This window comes from Vibrio sp. 10N.222.49.C9 (genome assembly GCF_041474985.1).
Classification (GTDB): Bacteria; Pseudomonadota; Gammaproteobacteria; order Enterobacterales; family Vibrionaceae; genus Vibrio; species Vibrio crassostreae_C.
Genome location: NZ_JBFRVD010001122.1, coordinates 1 through 309, shown reverse-complemented (window position 1 = coordinate 309; position 309 = coordinate 1). Strand labels below are relative to the sequence as shown.

The window sequence follows — 309 nt, the reverse complement described above, 5'->3', positions numbered from 1 at the left end:
TTGTAATGTCGGGCATTGGGGTGATTGCGTTGGCAGGTATTGTCGTTAATAACAATATTGTATTGATCGATACCTTTAACCAGTTGCGCCAACGTGGATTATCAAAGGAAGAAGCGATACTGCGAACGGGTGTACAGCGTCTACGACCGGTAATGCTGACTACGGTTACCACTATCCTTGGTTTAATGCCTATGGTTCTGCAAACCAATGTAGACCTAATCAATCAGAAGATTGAAATTGGCGCACCAAGTACGCAGTGGTGGACTCAGCTCGCCACCGCCATTGCCGGCGGCCTAGCCTTCGCTACAG

1 protein-coding gene is annotated in these 309 nt (G+C 48.2%); it reads left to right on the top strand.

Annotated elements, in window-relative coordinates; all coding sequences use genetic code 11:
- Positions 1-309: efflux RND transporter permease subunit (locus AB4585_RS27175; RefSeq protein WP_372171850.1), on the top strand; the 309-nt coding region annotated here is incomplete at both ends.